We start from the raw sequence: 21,970 nt of genomic DNA on the forward strand, positions 1-21,970 counted from the left end.
AAAAATAAAAAATGCAAATAAGTGGAAAAGAGCTGGAGATGCGGCTACGCCAAGTCTTCCTGACCATACACACCATTGAGAGGGCCACCGATGAAATCCAGAAAAACTCTGCTTGCGGCGAGTATCGCGGCAAGCCTATACGCCAGTGCGTTCGCCTACGCCGCCGATCCGGCAGCGCCGGCAGTCGATCCGCAACAAGCACCGGCCGACTCCAAGAAGACCGCCGAAGAACTCGGCACCGTCGTCGTCACCGGCATCCGCAACACGGAAGAAGCCTCGCTGCGCCTGAAGCAGGCGTACGACTCGCACGTCGAAATCGTGACTTCTGAAGACGTCGGCAAGCTGCCGGCGAAGAACGTCGCCGACTCGCTGCAGCGCCTGCCCGGCATCAACATCGCCAGCGCGTCCGCGAGCGAAGGCGGCTTCGACGAAAACGACCGCGTCTCCATCCGCGGTACCGCGCCGAGTCTCACCCAGACCTTGATCAACGGCCACAGCGTCGGTACGGGCGACTGGTTCGTGCTCAGTCAGGTGCAGACGATCGGCCGCAGCGTCAGCTACCTGCTGCTGCCGTCGGAGATCGTCAGCGAAGTTGTCGTACACAAATCGTCCGAAGCGAAGATCGTTGAAGGCGGCGCCGCCGGCACGGTCGACATCCGCACGCGCAAGCCGCTCGAATACTCGAAGCCGCTCACCGTCGAGGCAAGCGTCGGCGGCGTCTATTCCGATCTGCCCGGCGACACCGAGCCGCAGTTCTCCGGCCTGGTCAACTGGAAGAATGCGGACAACACATTCGGCGTGATGTTCCAGGCGTTCTACGAGAAGCGCAGCCTGCAGCGCAACGGCCAGGAAGTGGTCAACGGCTATCAGCAGATCCAGGCTACCGATCAGATCGCCAAGGACCACCCGGATCTCGCCGGCAAGTACTATCCCGACGAAATCGGCTCGGTGTACTTCACCCAGAAACGCGAACGCAAAGGCGGCGTGTTCGACATCCAGTACAAGCCTACCGACGACCTTTCGTTCGACCTCAACGGCTTCTTCTCCAAACTCAAGGCCGACAACTACAACCGCAACTACATGGAATGGGGCAGCCACTCGTTCATGAAGAGCGGCGCCGGCCTGCAGAGCTACAAAGTCGACGGCAACCTGATCACCGCGGCCAACTTCGCGCCGGTGCCGGGCAGCACCGACTCCTACGGCGTCTACGACATGATCTCGCGCCCCGGCGCGTCTTCGCAGACCCAGTTCCTCACCGCGGAAGCGAAGTGGCGCACGAACGACCATCTCAGCTTCACCGGCCAAGTCGGCACGACCAAGGGCAAGGGCGACAGCCCTGAACAGAACGTCCTCGAAGTCGGCACCCAGGCCGGCGCTGGCGCGAGCTGGCAGATGCAGGGCCTCGGCCGTCCGATCAACTGGAATCTCGGCGGCGACAACACCACGCCTTCCAACGTGCAGCTCGGCCAGGGCTGGATCTTCGGCGACCAGAACATTCACGTCACCGACAAGGAAAACTGGCTGCAGGCCGACGGCGAGCTGGCGTTCGACAACAGCGTGCTGTCTTCGCTCGACTTCGGCGTGCGTTACGCCAAGCACACGCGCGAAAACAGCAGCGACATCGGCCAGGGCCCGACCGGCGACTGGACCAATCCGGCGAACCTGCCGGGCTCGTTCCAGCGCTACCCGGGCGACTTCCCGAGCACCATCGGCGGCAGTTTCCCGATCGCCTGGTATCTCACGCCGGAGCAGCTCGCCGAGTTCAACCGCAAGTTCGCCAATCGCGATCCGGTGCAGCGCTTCAACTGGCAGAACATCTACCGCGTCGAAGAAAAGGACACGGCGGTGTATCTGCAAGCCAACTTCACCGGCGACCGCTGGAGCGCCAACGCCGGCGTGCGCTACGTCAACACCGATCAGGACATCAACTACAACACGACGACGCCGGAGAAGTACACCGTCGGCGGGCCGTTCACCGGCTCGGCCTTCGGCCCGTACTACACGAGCAACTACAGCAACTCCGACGGCAAGTTCCTGCCGAGCGCGAACTTCAAGTTCGAGCTCGCCCAGGACCTCATCACCCGCTTCTCTGTGTCGCAGACGCTGACGCGCCCCGACTACTCGGCTCTCGCCGGCTCGGTCTCGCTCGACGACCTGACTCACACGGGCAGCGGCGGCAATCCGCAGTTGCGGCCCATCGTCTCGACCAACTTCGACGCCGCGCTGGAATGGTACTTCGCGCCGCGCGGCCTGCTGTCGGCCGGCGTGTACACGATGGACCTGAAGGACTACGTGAACTTCGCCAACCAAGTGCGCACTTACAAGGACGTGCAGGCGAGTCAGAACGCGGGACACGATGTGTTCGTCGACTACAAGGTCAGCGTGCCGAGCAACGTCGGCGGCAGCATGAAGGGCGTCGAGCTGAACTACATCCAGCCGATCGGTGAAAACTTCGGCGTCGCGCTGAACTACACCTACGCCAACGGCCACGCCAACGACACCGACCGGCCGTGGCTGCAGGGCGCGTCGAAGAACACGGTCAATCTGTCCGGCTACTACGAGGACGACCGTTTCAGCGCACGCCTGACCTATACGTACCGTTCCTCGTTCTACGCGGGGGTGAGCCGTTCGGACAGCTACTTCCAACAGGGCATCGGCAACCTCGCCGCGGCGTTCGGCTTCAAGGTCAACGACTGGGCGACGGTCACGCTCGACGCGCTGAACCTCAACGACCCGAAGATCAAGTACTACACGCAGAACCCGGTGCTCGGCAAACAGCCGTACGCGATCTACACGAACGGACGCCAGTACTACGTCAATCTGCGCCTCAAGTTCTAAGCCCTGCAAGAAGAAGTCCCGCTCCCGGCAACGGGAGCCGGGACCGGCCTCCGCCGGGCGCAATCCCTTTCAAGGCGTTCTCCAGCCGTTGCGGGCCTTGTGTCATTCGAGGCCCGCTTTTTTGTCCGCCAAAAGAAGAACGGTATGATCGAGCATCGTTTGAACGAGCGCAGCACCATGCAGGACATGCCGCGCCTTGCGCACAAAATTCTCTACGCGATGGGACTTCTGCTGACGTTGACGCTGGTCAATTGCCGCAGCCCGAATCCCGCGCCGCCCAAGACCGAGCCGACGGCTACCGTTTCGGCCACCGCGAACGACAATATTCCGCTTTCCATCATCCCTGCGCCGTATTCGCTGCAGCGCAAACCCGGTTACTTCGAACTGCGCGACGGCGCGGCGCTGCGCGTGCAATCGTCGGAGCCCGAGGCCATCGCGGCTGCGGAATGGTTGCGCGACATTGCACTGCGCACGCGCGGATTGCATCTGAAGGTGGAAACCTTCGACCTGAAAAAAACGGGATCGAATTTCAGCAGCGATCCGGGGATCGACATATTCCTGCTGAAGCCGCCGCCCGACGGCAACGAACACGACGAAGACTACTATCTCGACGTCACTGACAAGGGCATCACGATTGGCACGTCCTCGGGTCACGGCGCCTTCAACGCCGCGACGACGTTGTGGCAATTGCTCACGCTCGACGGCAAAACCTCCGGCCCAGCCCGCATTCCGAATCTGCATATCCAGGACCAGCCGCGCTTCAAGTGGCGCGGGCTGATGCTCGACTCGGCGCGGCATTTCCAGCCGCCCGAATACGTCAAGCAATTCATCGACTGGATGGCCCTGCACAAATACAACGTGTTGCACTGGCACCTGACCGACGACCAGGGCTGGCGCATCGAGATCAAGCAGTATCCGAAGCTGACCGAGATCGGCGCCTGGCGCACGCCGGCCGGCAATCCCAAGGATGCCAACGGCAAACCGGTGCGCATCGGCGGCTATTACACGCAGGAACAGATCCGCGACATCGTCGCTTACGCACAGGCTCGCCGCGTCACGATCGTGCCCGAGATCGAGATGCCCGGCCATGCGCAGGCGCCGATCGCGGCGTATCCGCAGCTCGGCGTCACCGGAAAGAATCCCGGCGTGTCGCCCGACTGGGGCGTGCACACCTATCTCTACAATGTGGAAGATTCCACTTTTACCTTTTTGCAGAACGTGCTGACCGAGACGATGGCGCTGTTTCCGTCGCAGTACATCCACGTCGGCGGCGACGAAGCGGCCAAGGATCAGTGGCAGGCGTCGAAGCGCGTGCAGCAGCGCATGCGCGCGCTCGGCGTGCACAACGAGATGGAAATGCAGAGCTGGTTCGTCAAGCGCATCGAGAAGTTCCTCGCCGCGCACGGACGCAAGCTGATCGGCTGGGACGAAATCCTCGAAGGCGGCCTGCCGCCGCAAGCCACAGTGATGTCGTGGCGCGGCGTCAAGGGCGCGGTCGAGGCGGCGAAACAGGGCCACGACGTCGTGCTGTCGCCCGATCCCGATCTCTACTTCAATCATCTGCCGACCGATCTCGCCGAAGAACCTGCGGGTCGTCCCGATCCGATCACTTTGAAGAGCGTTTACGACTTCAATCCGATCCCGAAAGAACTCAGCGCGGACGAAGACAAGCACGTGCTCGGCGCCCAGGCCAACCTGTGGAGCGAGTATCTGTCGACGCCGGACAGCGTGACGCGCGCCGCCTATCCGCGCGCCGCCGCGCTCGCCGAAGTGCTCTGGTCGCCCGCATCGACGCACGACTGGCATGGTTTCCTCGAACGTCTTGTCACGCAGACCGAGCGCTATCGTGTGCTCGGTCTCGGCTACGCGCAGACGCCGTTCGCCGTCGATATCCGCCGCGACTACGACGCGAAGACGAAGCAAGTCGGGATCGAAATGTCGAACCAGATCGCCTTCGGCCAGATCCGCTATACGCTCGACGGCAATGCGCCGACGCCGCAATCGACTTTGTATCAGGCGCCGTTCAAGACGCCCGCGCACGGAGAAATCCGTGCCACGGCATTCGAGCGCGGCATTGCGTTGGCCGATGCGCGTGTGCGCAAGCTCGATGCGCAGGCTCTGCTCGAACGCAGTTCGGCGGAACTCGCCTCGTGCCGCGCCAAGCCCGGCCTGCCGCTGAATCTGCCGGCACCGGTCGGCGGTGCGCCCGACAAAGTGTATGCGGTCGATATCTTCGAACCGTGCTGGGTGTGGCGCCACGCCGATCTCGACGGCATCGCACGCATCGAAATTTCCGCGGCGAGCCTGCCGTACAACTTCCAGCTGTGGAAGGACATCAAGCAAGTCGTCGAGCACAAGCCGGAGAGGTATCCCGCGGGCGAACTGCAGGTGCACCTCGATCGCTGCGACGGCGAACTGCTCGCAGTCGCTCCGATCGCGTCCCTGCTCGCACGACCGAACGGCGCCGAATTCGATCTCGCTCTGCCGCCGCGGACGGGTGCGCACGATCTCTGCCTGCGCTTCGCGAGCGGCAAGCACAATCCCCTGCACGTGATCGACTCGGTGCGGCTGGTGCCCGGCCCGTGAACGCGCCGGCGGCGCGTCTGCTGTCGCTCGATGCACTGCGCGGCTGCACGGTCGCGGCGATGTTGCTGGTCAACGATCCCGGCGACTGGGATCACGTTTACGCGCCGCTCGAACACGCAGCGTGGCACGGCTGCACGCCGACCGATCTGATCTTCCCGTTTTTTCTGTTCGTGATGGGCACTTCGGTCGGCCTCGGCATCGTGCCGCGCGTCGAACAGGGCGGCGATGCGCACGCCTTGTTCCGCGCCGCCTTGTGGCGCGCGCTGCGCATCGTCGCACTCGGCCTTGCGATCAATCTGCTCGCCGCGTGGCTCTTGCCGGGCGCGCATTGGCGCATTCCGGGTGTGCTGCAGCGAATCGGCCTGTGCTTCGCCGCGACGGCCGCGTTCGCGATCTGGGGCAAGCCACGCCTCTGGTGGATCGCCGCCGCAGTGCTGCTGCTCGGCTACTGGGCCCTGCTGCTTGCGGGCAGCACGCTTGCACCGTGGGACAATATCGTCAGCCGCATCGACAGCGCCGTGTTCGGGCCGACCGTGTATTCGATCGACGCGGCGAGCGGCCGCGGTCACGATCCCGAAGGGCTGATCGGCACCCTGCCTTCGCTCGCGACCAGCCTGCTCGGCCTCTATGCCTCCATATGGCTGCGTCGCGAACAGCGTACGCATCTGTTCGTCGCCGGTGTAGTGGCCGTACTGGCCGCGTGGCTGTGGTCGTATTCGCTGCCGTTCAACAAGAATCTGTGGACGCCGTCGTTCGCACTCTGGTGCGCGGGTTGGTCGACACTGGCGCTGCTGGCCTTCCACGTTGCCGTCGATCTGCGCGGCTGGCCGGCGCTCGGCCGCCGCTTCGGCGTCAACGCGATTGCCGCCTACGCGGGCTCGGAGCTGATGCAAATCTTGTTGCCGGCGCTTGGCTTGCAGCAGCCGATCTACGATCGTGTATTCGCGAGTTGGATCGTTCCGCTCGCCGGCCCGAACGCAGCATCGCTGGCATTCGCCATCGCATTCGTCGCGCTGTGGTGGGCGATCGTGTTCTGGATGGACCGGCGGCGCTGGTACATCAAACTCTGAAAAACCGGTCCGCGTTCAAAGCACGGGCCAAAAAAAAGCCCGCCATTCCGACCGCCGAAGCAGCCGGAATGACGGGCGTGATAGCGATCAAGCCGTTGCCGGCTCCGCTTCTTCGAGATCCTTGCCGACATCCTTCGCCGCTTCGGCGTGGTGATCGGCCGCGATCATCATGTAGAACGCCGGCACCACGAACAGGGTGAACAGGGTGCCGATCGCGAGGCCGGTCGAAATCACCAGACCCATCGCGAAGCGACCCGCCGCACCCGCACCGGAGGCGATCACGAGCGGCAGCACGCCGAGCACCATCGCCGCGGTCGTCATCAGGATCGGACGCAGACGCACGCCGGCCGCATGCTGGATCGCTTCGAGCTTGTTCATGCCTGCGCGCTGCGATTCGTTGGCGAACTCGACGATCAGGATGCCGTGTTTCGAGACGAGGCCCATCAAGGTGACGAGACCGACCTGGGTGTAGATGTTCAGGCTCGAAATCAGGTTGACGAAGATCAGCGCGCCGAACAGCGCCATCGGCACCGAGACGAGGATGACGATCGGGTCGCGCAGCGAATTGAACTGCGCGGCGAGCGCGAGGAACACGATGATCACCGCGAACAGCAAGGTCGTGCCGAAGCCGCCCGACTCCTGCACGAACTGGCGCGACGGACCCGCATAGTCGACGCTGTAACCGCTAGGCGCCGCCTCGAGCACCGCATCGCGCAGGAACTGCAACGCCTCGCCCTGCGACATGCTGCTGGCGCCCTGGATCGTGGTCGAGTTGAGCTGCTGGAAGTGGTTGATCGAACGCGGCACGACTTCGTGCTTCACGCCGGCAACAGTCGACGCCGGAATCACCGAGCCGTTCGGCGCACGCACGTAGTAGTCGAGCACCTGGTCGGGATTGAGGCGGTCGGCCTGCAACACCTGCGGGATCACCTTGTACGAACGTCCGGCGATCGAGAAGTAATTGACGTAGCCGCCGCCGAGCGCCGCGCCGAGCGCGCCGCCGACGTCCTGCTGAGTCAGGCCGAGCGTCGTGATCAGGTCACGGTCCATCGTCACCGTCGATTGCGGCTTGTCGATCTTGAGGTCCGCGTCGATAAACCAGAACTTGCCCGAGTCCTGCGCTTTCTTCAGCACGGACTGGACCACTTCGTTGAGGTTCTGGAACGGCTCGGTGGTCTTGATCACGACCTGGATCGGCGCGCCCTGCGCACCCGGCAATGCCGGCAGCGCGAACACGAACACCTGGCCGCCGGCGATCTTCGCCCACAGCTCCTGCAGTTCCTGCTGCAGGGTGTGCGCGGTCTTCGAGCGCTCTTCCCACGGCTTGAACGCAATGCCGCCGAAGCCCGTACCCGGCTGGGTGATCTGGAACATCATGTCGGTTTCGGGCAGCTTGCTGCCGATGTCGTACATCTGCGAGGTGTACTGCAGCATCTGCTGCGACGTCGCGTTCGGCGGGCCGTTGAGCGAGTAGAACAGGAAGCCCTGGTCTTCCTCGGGCGCCAGTTCGGACTGCGCGGTCATGCCGAGCAGCATGGTCGCGCCGAACAACAGCACGCCCATCACCACGATCACGCTCCACGACGTGAGCGCGCCGCGCAACAGACGCTCATAGCCGTGACGAACGCGCTCGAACACGCGGTCGATCGTCTGCACGAAGCGATTGCTTTCCTGCTCGGCCTTGAAGAACTTCGCGCACATCATCGGCGACAGAGTCAACGCGACGACCGCGGACACGGTGACCGCGCCGGCGAGAGTGAACGCGAATTCGCTGAACAGCGCGCCGGTCAGACCTTTCTGGAAACCGATCGGCACGTAGACCGCGACCAGCACCACCGTCATCGCGAGAATCGGCCCGGCCAGCTCGCGCGCGGCGAGCAACGAGGCCTGGAACGGCGATTTGCCCTCTTCCTTCATATGCCGGTCGACGTTCTCGACGACGATGATCGCGTCGTCGACGACAAGGCCGATCGCAAGCACCAACGCGAGCAGGGTCAGCAGGTTCATCGAGTAGCCAAGTGCCAGCATGATGAAGAACGTGCCGATCAACGACAACGGCATCGCGATCACCGGGATGACTACCGCGCGCAGCGAACCGAGGAACAGGAAGATCACCAGGGTGACGATGATCAGCGCTTCGACCAGCGTATGCACGACCTCGCTGATCGAGGAGCGGATGAACGTGGTCGAGTCGTAAACGACCTCGCCGTGCAACCCGGCCGGAAGCTGGGCGACGATGCCGGGCATCGTTTCGTGCACACGCTTGGCCACGTCGAGCACGTTCGCTTCGGGCGCGACCTTGATGCCGATGAACAGCGCCTGCTTGCCGCTGAAAGCGACGTTCGCGTCGTAGTCTTCGGCGCCGAGCACGACGTTGGCGACGTCGGACAGGCGCACGATCGCGCCATCCTTCTGCTTGACCGAGAGCTGCTTGAACTCCTCGACCGTGTGCAGATCGGTGCCCGCGGTCAGCTCTACGCTGACCATCTGACCCTTGGTCGTGCCGACCGCGGCGAGATAGTTATTCGCCGACAGCGCGGTGTAGACGTCGCTGGCAGTAACGTTGTGTGCGGCGAGCCGGCGTGGATCGAGCCAAGCGCGCAACGCGAACTGGCGCGTGCCGAACATTTCCGCGTTCTGCACGCCCTCGATCGAGTCGAGCTTCGGCTTGACCTCGCGCGCGAGGTAGTCGGTGATGCTATTGGCCGGCAGCACGTCGCTGCGGAAGCCGAGGTACATCGCGTCGATCGATTCGCCGACCGCGACGGTCAGCACCGGCTGCTGTGCCTGCGGCGGCAACTGGTTGCGCACCGAGGTGACCTGGGTCTGAATCTGGGTCAGCGCGCGGTTCGCATCGTAGTTGAGGCGCAGGGTCGCAGTGATCGTCGACACGCCGCTGACCGAAGTCGAGGTCAGGTAGTCGATACCCTGGGCCTGCGCGATCGCCTGCTCAAGCGGTTGAGTGATGAAGCCCGCGATCGTCTGCGCGTCGGCGCCGTAATAGGCCGTCGACACGGTGACCGTGGCGTTCTCGGTCTTCGGATACTGGCGCACGACCAGATCGAACACCGCCTTCACGCCGAGCACGAGGATCAACGCGCTGACGACGATCGCAAGGACCGGTTTTTTGACAAAGGTGTCGGTGAAATGCATGGCTGCCTACCTTTGCGATCGTCCGTGATCGCGAATTCAAAGCGGACTCCGTGTCCGCGCTTATCGTGAGCCCCTCTCCTTTCAGGATCGGAGTTGGCGGTGAGGATTCGCGATCGACCGATCGCGGCGACAACAAATCCTCACCCGGCGCTGCGCGCCTGCTCTCCCGCGGGAGAGCCTTGCAAAATCAATGCTCCTGCGGCTTCGGATTCGCCGCATCCGTCGGCTGTATCTTGTTGTCGATCGTGATCGGCGCGCCGTTCTTCAACTTGATCTGGCCGCTCGTGACCACTTCCGCACCGTCGTCGACGCCCTTGGTGATCGCCACCTGGTCGCCGCGCGTTCCGTCGGTCGTGACGAAAGCCTGGGTCACGACGAGCGCATCGGCCGGAATCGGCGGTGCGCCATTCGCCGCTGCCGGCGCGGCGGCCTGCTTGCCGCCGTCCTTCTTCGCCTGCTCGGCCGCTTCCTTGTCCGCATCGGCTTTCTTCTTGACGATGTAGATCGTGGCGCCGTACGGGTTGTAGACGATCGCGGTCTGCGGCAGGGTCAGGTAGCGCGTCTTCGTGCCGACGTCGATCGTGACGTCGGCGAACATGCCCGGCGTCAGCAGCTTGTCGGGATTCGGCACCTTCGCTTCGATCATGACGTTGCGCGTATCGCTGTCGACCTTCGGATTGATCGCCGAAATCTCGCCCTCGAACGTCTTGCCCGGGAACGCATCGAGCTTGAGCAGCGCCTTCTGTCCGACCTTCACGTCGGCCAGATTCTTCTGCGGCAGATGGAAGTCGACGAAGACCGGATCAAGCTGCTGCAAGGTCACGATCGTCGTACCGGGATTGAGAAACGTGCCCGGAGTGATCGTCACAATGCCGGCACGGCCCGTGAACGGCGCGCGCAACTGCTTGCGCTGGACGTTGACCTGCTGCTGCGCGACCGCGGCCTGCTTGGCCTTGAGATCGGCGGCGGCCTGGTCGTAATCGGCCTTGCTGATCGCCTGCACGGCTAGCTGCTGCTTGGCACGGCCGAAAGTGACTTCGGCGAGCGCAGCGGCGGCCTCGAGTTGATGCAGTTGCGCCACGTCTTCACTGTCACGCAGTTGCAGCAGCAACTGACCTTCTTTGACCTCGTCGCCGGACTGCACGTTGACCTTGGTCACCAGACCCGACAAATCGAGCGAGAGATCCGCACCGCGCGCGGCACGCATGCTGCCGACCGCACTCAACTGCGGCTGCCATTCCTGATAGGCCGCCTTCGCCGTACTCACGGTCGCCGGCGGCGGCGGCTTCATGCCAGCGATCATCTTCATCACGAGCATCACTTTGATACCGGCGATCGCTGCGATCAGCAACAATACCAAGAGGATCATGATGATCATCTTCTTGGTCGTGCTCCACTTCTTCTTTTCCACGGCAGCCATGTGCTGCTCTCCTCTAGTCTGTAATTGTTCCCGCATCCGCTAACCGGCGCGCAGGCCGGCAGACGGACAATTCACTTCGCGCCCCGCTATGCGGCGCGAAAATCAGAGAGGCTTTGCGCCTTCGCGACCCGCCCGGCTATTTCGCCGCCGCATCGGCGACTTTCTCCGCTGCCCCTTCCTGCCAACCGCCGCCGAGCGCGGTGTAGAGCGCCGCCGTGTCGGCGAGACGCGCCGCCCGGGCCTGGATCAGGCCGAGCCGCGCCTGCTGGTACTGACGCGTCGCGTCGAGTTCCTGCAGATAACTTGCCGCGCCGTCGCGATACTGAATCTGCACGAGTTCGAGGCTCTTGGCCGCCGACTGCTCGGCCTGCGCCTGTGCCTTGAGGTTCTCCGCGTCGAGTTCGAGCGCGCGCAGCGAGTCGGCGACGTTCTGGAACGCGCCGAGCACGGTGAGCTGGTAGTCCGCGGCGGCCTTGTCGAGGCCCGCTTCGGCCGCACGCTTCTGCGCGCGCAACGTGCCGCCGTGGAAAATCGGCTGCAGGATGTTCGCACCGATGCTCCACGCTTTCGTGCCGCTGGAGAACAGGTCGTCCGAATGCAGCGCCGACGAGCCGAAGCTGCCCGACAGGGTGATCTGCGGAAACAGATTCGCCGTCGCCACGCCGACCTGGGCCGTCGCCTGATGCAGCGTCGCTTCGGCCGCGCGCACGTCGGGGCGCTGGCGCGTCAACGTGGACGGCAACGACACCGGCACCTCGCGCGGCAGGCTCAGCGCATCGAGATCGAGCGCGGCGAGTTCGGTTTCCGAAGGGAACTGGCCGAGATAGACCGCGAGCTGAGTCTGCGTCTGCGCCAACTGCTGACGCAGCGGCGGCAAGGTGGCCTGCGCCGCCGCGACCTGGGCGCGGATGACGAGCACGTCGGCCAGCGACTTCGCGCCGATCTGGTTCTGCGCTTCGACGAGATTGAGCGCCTTGCCATAGGCACCGATGATCTCTTCGGTTGCGCGGATCTGGCCGCGCAGCGACGCTTCACGGAAGCTCGCGGTCGCGACGTTGGCAGCGAGCGTCTGATAAGTGCCTTCGAGCTGGAAGCGCTGATAGTCGGTCAACGCGTTCTGCGCTTCGACGCCGCGGCGCACACTGCCGAACAAGTCGAGCGTGTAGTTGACCTTGACCCCGGCGTTGTACAGCGTGAACACAGAGCCTGCACCGGGCACTGCCGTACCGACACCATTCTGGTTGCCGCGCGTTGCACCGACGTTCGCATCAACGCTCGGGAACAGCGAGCCGCGCGCGGCGTTCGTGTTTTCCTGCGCCTGACGCAAAGCCGCCTGGGCAGACGCGATGCTCGGGCTGTGCGCGAGCGCCTGGGCAATGCGCCGATTCAGTTCGTCGTTGCTGAAGCCGGTCCACCATTGCGCCGGCACGTCGGCACCGCTGACGAAGCGCTGCGCATCGCCGGTGGGCACCTTGGTCTCGACGGTCGTGGCCGGCAGCGGATCCTTACGGTATCCACCGACGCCCGGAGCCGCGGGCGAACGGAAATCCGGCCCCGCTGCGCAGCCCGCCAACATGGCGAACAAAGCTCCGCCCAGCACGCCGCGGCGTGCGCTTGCATCTTTCAGGGTCATGTGGCAATCCAAAGATTTTGTACTTGTCCGTTCAATATTAGATGAGTTGCGAATGCGACTCAATGACTGACGGATGAACCTCATCAGGGTTCGTTCATTTGCGCGTGCTTTCTAACATGGAGCCCCATGTCGTCCGCAACGCCCGAAAGTCATTTCCCTTGTAGACGAGTGAGCTCACGCGAAATCGACACCGCGCATGCGGAAGATTTCATGCGCCATTCTCAAATCCTGCGAATCGATGATCTGAACGCATCGAGACAGCATCACTTCTCCGATCAGCGCGTCCTAGAGTGATCTGTCTCTCACTCTCAGCCCACGGTTCTCACGAGCAAGCTCTTAGCCAGCGCTCCCTGAAACCGGCCTACGCCGCGCGCAAGGTGCAGCAAGCAGAACAACAATGCGATGCCGAGCACGAACAACAGCGGTTCGGCGATAACGGAAGGCACGATGTTCGTCCCCTCGATGTTGATGCCCACAGAGAAGTCGTTCGGCAATCCCAGCGCGACCACGTGCACGAGCGGAACGAAGATGAAACTCAGCGACAGAGCAATGCCGGTGACCGCGATGGTGAAATAAACGATCCCGAGCGGCAGCATCAAGACAAAGTAGAGCAAGGTGGACCATGTGCGCGGATCGGTGAACATGTCGCCGATGCGGCGCCAGAACGACTGGTTCGGCGGCGTGTAGACCGGACGCCGCGGCATGCGCTCGCCAAGCATGGTCTCGATGATGCGCGACTCGACCAGGGCGAGCACGCGCGTCGTGCCGAAGAACAGCAGCGCGAACAGCACGCCGAAGATCAGCAGCGACAGTCCGAACGACAGGGTCACGCCGACCACGGTCCAAGTGAAATAGAAAATCCCGGTCGCCAGCGACAGCAGCATGTAAAACAAGCCGGCATAGGCGCGCGGATCGGCACCGACGGCGAAGAAGCGGCCCCATGCCGTCCTGCGCGGCCGCGGCGGCGGCGGGCGCAGCGCCTGCTGCACCTGCACTTCCTTGTCGACATAGATTTCGGCGACCTCTTCCGGCGCGCCGTAGCTGCCGACGATCTTGGCCAGCACTTCGGCTTCGGACTTGCCCGGGTTGTCGTGCATCTCGCCGCGCAGATGCTCCTCGGCATCGTAGTGCGCGTCCTGGATCAGGGCGGGATCGGCTCCCCTGCCCTGCAAAGTCGCGCGCAGTTGGTCGAGATATTCGGCGATGGTTTGCGGTGTGCCTGCGTTCATGCCCAGTCCTCACGTATTCGTTTGTGCCGTCGTCCTTCGCGGCGAAAGTCGGAAAGCGAATATCCCCGTTCGTGCTACTCGATCAGAACCGAGTCGACGAAGTCCCGCGTGTCGATCCAGGCCAGGCTCCATTCGCGCAATACGCGCCGGCCCAGCGCGGTGATGCGGTAGTAGCGTCGTGGTGGCCCCGTCACCGACGGCTCGACGATGCTTTCGAGCAACTCGGCCGCGGCCAGATTGCGCAGTACCGGATACAGCGCGCTCTGTTTGCCGCTCAGCACGCCGCCGCCGGTTTCTTCGAGCCTTTTCGCGATCTGGTAGCCGTACATCGGTGAACGCGCCCGCGCGAGTACGCCGAGCAGCACCAGCGACACCGTGCCGGCGGAAAGCTCCTTTTGGAATTTCCACAGATGGCCGTCCGTATCGCTCACGCAAGCCACACCCTCGCCATAGTCACAGGTGAAGGATAGTGTTTACTTGATAATAGCGAATGCGCCAAAAGTCATGGCCCGACGGAACCCGCCGGGCCATGAAAGTCATCGTTCGATGAAACCGCCTCCGCTCGTCACTCCTGCGGCTGCGGGAATGACGGAATCAGCAGGTGAGGCTCAGTTTGCGAGCAACTCGTAGCTCGCGATCAGCTCGCATATGCGGCGCACGTCCTGATCCATCGCGCGGTCGCGCTGCATGAAGCCGATGCGCTCGCGGATCTTGGCGAACGCCGTGCGTACCGCGGAGCCTGCACGGAATTCCGAGCTCGCGACGAGTGCGGCCATGAGCTTCTTCACTTCGTCGACGAATTGCGCATGGCTGTCGTGATCGGGCTTCGGCGCGCCGGAAACCTTCGCGGCGACACTCTGCCAGTCACCGCGTGCGGCCAGAGTGCGCGCCGCATTGAGCATGTCCTGCCGATATTCGAGCGCCTGCGCCGCGGTATACATTTCCAACGCGAGCACGTGCCCCAGGTCGTCGATCATGTCGAGCACATGGCGCGCTTCGTTGGTACCCATCGAGACATGGTCCTCGGCGTTCGCACTGGTCGGCACCGAGTAGACCGAAGCGGGATGCGCGCGCGTGGCAAGGTCGTTGACCAGCGCAGCCGCCGTGTACTGCACGATCATAAAGCCCGAATCGGTCGCGTCCTCGTTGCCGATCAGGAACGCCGGCAGGCCGTCGTTGGTTGCCGGATCGACGAGCTTGTTGAGACGTCGCTCGCTGATCGAGGCCAACACGGGAATCGCCGCCTTGATGTAACTCATCGCGAGCGCGAGTGGCATACCGTGGAAGTGGCCGGCCGAAATCACCTGGTCCTCGATCACCTTCGCGTCCGCCGCGTCGGGAAAGATCAGCGGATTGTCGGTGACCGCATTGAGTTCGATGTCGATCACGCGCTGCGCCTGCGCGAGCGCGTCGCGCACCGCACCGTGCACCTGCGGAATGCAGCGCAGACTATAAGCGTCCTGCGGCTGATGCTTCTTGCCGCCCTTGAACGGCATAAAGCGCGCATAGAACGCTTCCTTGCCGTGCCGTTGCGACGGCGGCACATAATCCCAGCCGATGTCGAAGCGGTGGCGCTGGTCTTCTGCGTCACTCCACGAATCGGCAAGCCAAGTTTTGAAGCGCGGCACGAGATGGTACGGAATGTCGACCAGGGTCGATTCGGCGAGCAAGCCGCGCAGATTCGCTGCGGTCTGCACCTGCCCCGGATGCGGGCGCAGCGCGTGGACTTCGGCCTTGAACGCGGAGCTGCGGCCGGCGAATGCGTCGAGCGTCATCGCCGCGGCGAGATCGGCGGTCGCGAGCAGTTTTTCCAGCGCATCGCAGGCAAGCGCTCCGCTCGCCAACATCTGCGCGGTGCCATTGTTGAGCGCCAGACCTTCCTTGAACGACAGGCGCACCGGCACGAGTCCGGCGCGCTTCAATGCCTCGGCGCCTTGCACGCGCTCGCCGCGATAGAACGCTTCGCCCTCACCGAGCAGCACGATCGCAAGATGCGACAGCGGCGCCAAGTCGCCGCTCGCACCGACCGAACCCTTCTCCGGGATCACCGGAATCACGTCGCGATTGAGCAGCTCGGCAAGCGCCTGCAGCGTTGCTGTACGGATGCCGGAATGTCCGCGCATCAAGGTATTGACGCGGATCGCCAGCATTGCGCGCACGACTTCGACCGCGAGCGGCTTGCCGACGCAGACCGCATGCGTGACGACGAGGTTGTGCTGCAGCTCTTCCATCAGCGTGCCTTCGCGCTGCTCCGGATTGCCGCCGGGCAGTTCGTCGCGCACGCGATGCGCGCCGAGCAGTTTGTCGGCGTTGCTGCCGAAACCGGTCGTCACGCCGTAGATCGGTTCGCCGCGCTGCACCTGCTGGGCGAGAAAATCCGCGGTGCGCTGCACCTTGGCCAATTGCCCGGCGTCGAGTTCGATCTTGCGGCCGTTCTTCGCGATCGCGACGAGCTGGTCGCGGCTCAGGCTGGAGCCATCGAGGCGGATCGGGGAATTCATATTTTCATCGCCTCGGCTTGTTCGAGTTCCACGCGGAGAGTGCGCACCAGCTCGGTGCGCGGCACCTCGAATTGGTCTTCCTTGCGCATGTCCTTCACCGTCACCGTGCCCTTGGCGATCTCGTCGGTTCCGAGCACGACGACGAAGCGGATGCCCGCGCGGTCGGCGTATTTGAATTGCTTGCCGAGCTTGCCGCCGTCGAGCACGACTTCGGTCGCAATGCCGCCGTTGCGCAACTGGGTCGCCAGTTCCAGATAGGCCGGCAACTGTGCCTCGTCCATCTGGGTGACGAGCACTTTCACCGTCGATTGCGCGGTGTCGATCAGCTTCGCTTCGCGCAACTGCCAGAACAGGCGCGTCGCGCCGATCGAAATGCCGACGCCGGGCAGATGCGATTTCGTATAGTTTTCCGCAAGACTCTCGTAGCGGCCGCCCGAGCAGATCGAACCGATCTGCGGATGCTCGTTGAGCATGGTCTCGTAGACCGTGCCGGTGTAGTAGTCGAGGCCGCGGGCGATCGACAGGTTGATCGCGTAGTGCGTCTCCGGCACGCCAAGCGCGTGGATCATCGTCAGCACTTCGCGCAGTTCGGCGATGCCTTGATTGAAGATTTCCGTGCCCTGCCCGAGCGCGTCCAGCTTGGCCAGCGCGTCGACGTGACCGTGCGAGCGGATCTGCACGAAGTCGAGAATCTTCGCCGCCGCCTGCGCCGACAGGCCGAAGCCTTCGCCGGTCAAGGTGTCGCGCACATAGTCCGCACCACGCTTGTCGAGCTTGTCAACCTCGCGCAGCGCGAGCGCCTGCTTGTCGCCGTCGGTGATGCCGAGCCCCTCGAAGAAGCCGCGCATGATCTTGCGGTTGTTGAGCCAGATCGTGAACGGCCCGATCGCGAGGTCGCGGAACACGCTGTAGATCACCGCCGGAATTTCCGCGTCGTAGCGGATCGACAGCGAATCCTTGCCGATCACGTCGATGTCGCACTGGTAGAACTCGCGAAAACGCCCGCGCTGGGCGCGCTCGCCGCGATAGACGCGCTGCATCTGGTAGCGGCGGAACGGGAAACTCAGGTCGTGCTCGTGCTCGGCGACGTAGCGCGCGAGCGGCACGGTCAGGTCGAAGCGCAGCGCGAGTTCGGGCAGCTTGCCCGCGTCCTTGTCCGCCGCGGCGAGCGCGCCGGTCGACTGCACGAAATACACCTGCCGTTCGGTTTCCCCGCCCGACTTGGTCAGCAGCACGTCGGAGTATTCCATCACCGGCGTTTCGATCGGCAGAAAGCCGAAGCGTTCGTAGTTGCGCCGGATGGTGTCGAGCATCTCGACGAAGGCGATCTGATCGAGCGGCAGCAGTTCCATCGCACCGGGCATGGTGCGGGCTTGGGTCAACGGCATGGGTTTCCTTGCGCGAAACAGCGGCGGAACGCCGCGAGCGCGCATTTTATCACGCAGCCGCGCCGAGCCCGATATGCCTGCGGCGCGGCGCGGTGGAACGCTCTAGAGCGTCTTGCCGACTACATCGTCCTTGAGCTTGAAGCGCGAATCGAGGGAGAGCGACTCGCCGTTCTGCAGGTCGGACAGGCTCTGGTTGTCCGCGACCTGTTCCTTGTGCATCCACGGCGCGGGAGTGACCGGGCCAGGAATGTAGCCTTTCCAACGCCCGTCGTGCGGCCCATTCCGATCGAGCCAGAACTCTACCGGCACAATTGCCGAAGTGCCGATCGGCTTGCCATTGATTGTTTCGGTCAAGTCGTATTGCCAACGCTTCGCGGCATCGATGCTGGCGCTTTCCAGCAGCTTGCGCCATTCCTGAGCTTCACGTTCGTTGCTCGTGCGGACGTCAAGGCTCGTCTGATACGGCATCGCTTCGACGACCTTGCCTGTCTCGTCCAGACGCACGCTCAGCAGCACTTTGCCGCCGACATGCGCGCGCACCGCGGACGGTGGATAGCGCGGCGGTCTGATCTGGGCGCGGCTCTGCATCGGGCTACCGAAATGCACGCCAACAATGCGAACTTTGTACTGATCACCGGTTACGGGCTCAGCCTTGAGCTGCATATTGACAGCAGTCTTGGCCGTCACGGCGTGTCCGTCAACTTGAATCGGCTCGAACGTCCAGCCGCGAATATTTTTGTCGACCAGCGTTGCGATTTCATTGGGCAACTGGCTGCGCAGCTTGTAATCGCTGACATGCCCGTCGGGGGAAATCTGAATCTCGCCCACCGCACTCATCGCATAAGTAGCATCCGGCTGCGCACCCTTCGCCGTCACTGCCCCTGCCACAAACAGAATCACCGCCAACAACGATCCGCGCGCAAGCATGCTCATCTCCGAACACTGCAGAAGCCGCAATTTATGAGCAAATCGCGACCAAGGCAAGACAAAGGCTCCGCCGTCCGTTTTAGTACCCGCCCTGCTTGCCGATCTTGTATTCGAGCGTGGCCCAGAGCGAGCGCGTCGACGCGCCGAAGGTGTTGCGGTGGTAGTCCGCGTAGTCGAGCTGGATGCTCAGGTCTTTGCGCAAAGCATAGTTGACCATCGCATTGAGTTCCGAGCCGTAGCGCTGGCTGATGTGCTCGGCGAAGAAATTGTGAAAGGTCACGCTCCAGGTCAGGCGCGAGGCGACTTTGCCGAATGCGGCGACGTAGCGGTCCTCGAGCCCGTTCGGCGGGGTGTTCTTGAACTGGCTCGTCCAGCCGTCGAAGTTGTGGTTCGAGCCGTACGGCGAGGAGAACGCCGCCTTGCCATTGCCGCCGAGCACTTCGTCGCCGAGCTTGAGGCTGGCCCAGGCGAAACCGTAGCTCAGTTCGAGCATGCGGTAGTCGGCCGAATAGTGCAGTGGATTGTTGCGCCAGCTCGATTGGCGAGCCCCCTCCGCAACCCAGCCCAATGCGGTGCCCGTTGAACCGAACGAATACTTGCCGGTCCAGCGCAGACCCGAGGTGCGCCAGGAGTATTTCGCACTCGTATCGTTCTCGACGAAGTAGCCGTAGCCGGTCAGCGTGCCGAGCGGTAGCGTCTGGTCGACGTGAATGAGATTGGCGTCGAGTTGCCATTCGCGCTGGGTCGGGTCGGGATAGTCGTGGCCGACCGAACGCTGAGCCTCGTCGAGATGGTAGTACTTGATTGTCGTGCCAGTATCGAGCTTGAGCGCGGCGGCAATCGCGTCAAACGACTGCGGATTCTGCCGCCACAAACCGGGGGTGAAGAAACGATCGTTGTCGAGACTGACGTACTGGCGGCCGAGCCGGGTTGAAACCGTGCCGTTGTCCCAGGCGATCCAGGCGCTAGAGATTTCGCTCGACGGCGGATCGCCTTCGGACGGCAGATGAGTATTGCCGTTCGCGCCGGTGTTGTAGTGCTCGCCGAACAGGGCGAAGACACGCGTGCCTTCGATGTAGGCGCTCCATTGCGGCGCGAACTTCCACAGGTAGCCGAGGGTGAAGCGCAGCGTGTTCGCGTTGGCCGGCTTGGCATAGCCGACCTGATCAATGTGCGCCGAACGGTAGCGCAGATCGACGACGAGACCGTCGGGCGGGTACTCCAGGGCATAGGCGCCGCCGGCCTGTGCCGCAAACACGCCGCTCACGAGCCATCTTGCCGCAAATACTCTGCGCGCCTTCCCCATTCGAAAGTCCCCGGAGTTATGTCGGGAAGCAATGTAAACGTCACAATCGCGGCGACCAAGTTCCGTGCGCGCATTTGCTTATGCGGCGCCGCGACATATGCAAACAAGCAGGCCGGCCTTGACCGGGCAAAAAAAAAGAAGGCCGGATTGCTCCGGCCTTCTGGGAACACACGCCGCTCGGGCGGCGATTCGATTGTCAAACAACAGGGCTGATGTTCGTCGATGCTTAAAACTGAAGACAGATGCCAGCCATCGCCAGCACTTAAATTTCACAATAATTTTTATTAAATTATTTTAGAATCCATATTTTTCATAAATATTAAACGGAGAAACGTCGGAGACGGTACAACTGGAATTATTAGATAAATGAGGCCATTGCATAAGATACAGAGGAGGATTATAACCATTGCCATTCCATGTATAATCATAAAACATTCCATTTATCTCCTGCGATATTGCATCAGCTTCGGCTTCGTCATTGAAATTAGCCTCCCCAATATACCAAGGCAAAGGGAAGCGAAGCAACCCAGTTGCAGCATTCGCAACGAGAAGCTGCGCGCTATTTCCTGCGTACGGATAAATATGAATTTCAATTGCCGCCGGCGGCGTCGTATGACCAAAGACCGCCCCAATGTTGTCAATACCGCCAGCAATCTCCCCAGATGCAAAGCTGAATCCTACGCTATCTGCCGTGCCGTATATAGAACGATATTTCGGCCATATATACTTCATATACTGATATCTCGCATTGCTCTGACTGCCAGTCATCAGCTCATTACCGAGGTCATAGTATATTTTGTCAAATCCACGCGTTCCGCCTATAGCTTGATGAACCGAGCTTATTACACCCCAGTTTTCGTCCGCCATGGCCTGATTAAATCCACCCCAATTTGTCGGATCATTCGACCCCAAGGCACCAAAAGAAATGTGCAGCACGGAAAACCCGAACGAGTGTATGTCATCGATCAGATTCACCAAATTACTCATATTCTGAGAACTTAGGGAACCACCCGCAGAATCCATTACTGTTCCACTACTTAGACCGTGGCCAAAAAACAGCATTATGCGAATCTTGTCCTGCCCGGCATTTCGCATATTTTGCAGCGCCTGACGAATCGCGATTGTTTGCGTATTGTAATTCACAATTACGCCAAACGGCTCCTGCCCTCCCGGCGGATACTGTGTGCAATCAGTTTTATACCAATTGAAATTACTACCTCCGCGTGCAATCGGAGGCGTCGGCGGCGCTATTTGAGCATTCGCGGCAGCTACCAGCAATAAATATATAACAAATGCCACTATTGCTTTCATAAAATCTCCTAGATTTGACAAATCTCTGCGAGAATGAACAAGCAACGAATCAAGTGTTATTGATTCGCACATCTTCTAACAGGTTTATATGACAGGTGAACGATCCTGCTTAAGAGCGAAGGCTTCGGATTACGGCTACGGCATGCAACGATTGTGTGGCAGGAACCAGATGGAAGTCGATTCGAGCCTGAGCCACATTTCGGCGCCGGCAGGAAAGTTGTGACATCTGTACAGCGCCACAACGAAGAGAAAAGTGCTCAGCACACCTCACGGCATACAGTTGGGCAATCGCGCGACGCGCGACCGCGCATCTTGCGCGATCCGTCAAGTGATCTGATATGAAAGGAGCTTTGCTCGATTTGGGGAACGCGCGTCCAGCCTCGGGCGTTCTATACAGCTTCGCAAATCGCTTCATGCCGCAATGCGGACAGTTGCAAGCACATGCAACATGGCTGTACTGCGTGCGCGGCCTATCGGTGCGTCAGTCACTACAGTGATTGTTCGACTTCAATTGATGATAGATCTCAATACTCTTCCATCATCGCTCTTCGTCATCTCGATTGATGATTTCAGAGTCACACCGACATAGCACTAACTAACTCAGCCTC

13 protein-coding genes are annotated in these 21,970 nt (G+C 62.0%); 3 read left to right on the plus strand and 10 right to left on the minus strand.

Annotated elements, in window-relative coordinates:
* Positions 1 to 90 precede the first annotated feature (90 nt).
* The 3 genes from FFS30_RS20120 to FFS30_RS20130 all read left to right on the plus strand — a co-directional run bounded on the left by FFS30_RS20120 (position 91) and on the right by FFS30_RS20130 (position 6,494).
* Entirely contained in the window at positions 91 to 2,838 is a 2,748-nt protein-coding gene (locus FFS30_RS20120) for a TonB-dependent receptor (RefSeq protein WP_137915000.1), read from the plus strand.
* 144 nt (positions 2,839 to 2,982) lie between these two features.
* Positions 2,983 to 5,424, plus strand: a complete 2,442-nt coding sequence (locus FFS30_RS20125; protein ID WP_137915001.1) for a family 20 glycosylhydrolase — start codon at positions 2,983 to 2,985, stop codon at positions 5,422 to 5,424.
* On the plus strand, positions 5,421 to 6,494 hold the full coding sequence (locus FFS30_RS20130; RefSeq protein ID WP_283235233.1) for a heparan-alpha-glucosaminide N-acetyltransferase domain-containing protein: 1,074 nt from the start codon (positions 5,421 to 5,423) through the stop codon (positions 6,492 to 6,494). Before FFS30_RS20125 ends, FFS30_RS20130 begins: the two co-directional genes overlap by 4 nt.
* A gap of 87 nt (positions 6,495 to 6,581) precedes the next feature.
* Here the strand turns inward: FFS30_RS20130 and FFS30_RS20135 are convergent, their stop codons facing one another.
* The 10 genes from FFS30_RS20135 to FFS30_RS20180 form a co-directional block, all read right to left on the minus strand.
* Positions 6,582 to 9,647, minus strand: coding sequence for an efflux RND transporter permease subunit (locus tag FFS30_RS20135; RefSeq protein WP_137915002.1), 3,066 nt, complete (start codon positions 9,645 to 9,647; stop codon positions 6,582 to 6,584).
* A 187-nt stretch (positions 9,648 to 9,834) separates the two neighbouring features.
* On the minus strand, positions 9,835 to 11,067 hold the full coding sequence (locus tag FFS30_RS20140) for an efflux RND transporter periplasmic adaptor subunit (protein ID WP_137915003.1): 1,233 nt from the start codon (positions 11,065 to 11,067) through the stop codon (positions 9,835 to 9,837).
* A 136-nt stretch (positions 11,068 to 11,203) separates the two neighbouring features.
* Complete coding sequence (locus tag FFS30_RS20145; RefSeq protein ID WP_137915004.1) at positions 11,204 to 12,700, minus strand: efflux transporter outer membrane subunit; 1,497 nt, start codon at positions 12,698 to 12,700, stop codon at positions 11,204 to 11,206.
* Positions 12,701 to 13,008: 308 nt separating this feature from the next.
* Positions 13,009 to 13,929 (minus strand): sensor domain-containing protein, encoded by a 921-nt coding sequence (locus tag FFS30_RS20150; RefSeq protein ID WP_137915005.1) that lies wholly within the window; start codon positions 13,927 to 13,929, stop codon positions 13,009 to 13,011.
* Between the two features lie 74 nt (positions 13,930 to 14,003).
* On the minus strand, positions 14,004 to 14,360 hold the full coding sequence (locus FFS30_RS20155; protein ID WP_137915006.1) for a PadR family transcriptional regulator: 357 nt from the start codon (positions 14,358 to 14,360) through the stop codon (positions 14,004 to 14,006).
* A 177-nt stretch (positions 14,361 to 14,537) separates the two neighbouring features.
* The gene (locus FFS30_RS20160; protein WP_137915007.1) at positions 14,538 to 16,430 is read right to left on the minus strand and encodes an aromatic amino acid ammonia-lyase; all 1,893 of its coding nucleotides are present in this window, start codon (positions 16,428 to 16,430) and stop codon (positions 14,538 to 14,540) included.
* Positions 16,427 to 17,818: a histidine--tRNA ligase gene (gene hisS, locus FFS30_RS20165; RefSeq protein WP_137915008.1), complete on the minus strand. Its 1,392-nt coding sequence runs from the start codon at positions 17,816 to 17,818 to the stop codon at positions 16,427 to 16,429. Before hisS ends, FFS30_RS20160 begins: the two co-directional genes overlap by 4 nt.
* Positions 17,819 to 17,920: 102 nt before the next feature.
* Positions 17,921 to 18,745, minus strand: coding sequence for a hypothetical protein (locus FFS30_RS20170; RefSeq protein ID WP_137915009.1), 825 nt, complete (start codon positions 18,743 to 18,745; stop codon positions 17,921 to 17,923).
* 79 nt (positions 18,746 to 18,824) lie between these two features.
* Complete coding sequence (locus FFS30_RS20175; protein ID WP_137915010.1) at positions 18,825 to 20,012, minus strand: hypothetical protein; 1,188 nt, start codon at positions 20,010 to 20,012, stop codon at positions 18,825 to 18,827.
* Between the two features lie 333 nt (positions 20,013 to 20,345).
* Positions 20,346 to 21,362: a hypothetical protein gene (locus tag FFS30_RS20180; protein WP_137915011.1), complete on the minus strand. Its 1,017-nt coding sequence runs from the start codon at positions 21,360 to 21,362 to the stop codon at positions 20,346 to 20,348.
* Positions 21,363 to 21,970: the final 608 nt, after the last annotated feature.

Origin of the sequence: Rudaea sp. 3F27F6 (genome assembly GCF_005503555.1) — a bacterium.
Classification (GTDB): Bacteria; Pseudomonadota; Gammaproteobacteria; order Xanthomonadales; family Rhodanobacteraceae; genus Rudaea.